Below are 696 nucleotides of genomic sequence, written 5' to 3' on the forward strand. Positions count from 1 at the left end.
TTGATGAGCTCTGTCTTGAACAGGCCGATCGTGCTCTCCATCAGGGCGTTGTCGTAGGCGTCGCCGACCGATCCGATCGAGGCGGCGATACCGGCGGCGTCCAGGTGCTCGGCGAGCCGGAAACTCGTGTACTGCGACCCGGCGTCCGAGTGGTGAATCAACTCACCTGGTTGGATGGGGTTTTGCTCGCGGTCGCGTTGCCAGATCGCCATTTCCAGGGCGTCCAGCACGAACACCGTCTCCTTCACGGTGGCCGCCGACCAGCCGACGATCCGGCGGGAGAAGGTGTCCACGACGAAGGCGACGTAGACGACACCGGCCCAGGTCTTCACGTGGGTGAAGTCCGCGACCCAGCAGCGGTTCGGGGCGCCGGCGACGAAGTCGCGATCCACCAGGTCCGGGGCCCGCTGGACCTGCCCGCCGGGCAGTGTGGTGATCACGCGTTTGCCGCGGACCGCTCCGGCGATGCCGAGCTCGCGCATCAGGCGTTCAACGGTGCAGCGGGCCACGTCGCTGCCCTGCCGGTTCAGCTCGCGCCAAATTTTCCTCGCCCCGTAGACACGGTAGTTGGCCTCGAAGACCTCACTGATCTGCTCTTTCAGTTCGGCGTCCCGCACGGTCCTGGCGGACGGCATGGTCCGGCGTTTGTGGTGGGCGTAGTAGGTGGAGGGGGCGATCTTGCAGTCGTGCTCGGTA

The 696-nt window shown here is 66.1% G+C and carries 1 protein-coding gene; it reads right to left on the reverse strand.

Annotation, left to right across the window (positions count from 1 at the left end; genetic code table 11):
- A partial coding sequence (locus ACRWNP_RS37170; RefSeq protein ID WP_431969435.1) for an IS3 family transposase occupies nt 1–696 on the reverse strand: 696 nt, incomplete at both ends.

Source organism: Actinacidiphila sp. bgisy160, from assembly GCF_965342435.1.
Taxonomy (GTDB): domain Bacteria; phylum Actinomycetota; class Actinomycetes; order Streptomycetales; family Streptomycetaceae; genus Actinacidiphila.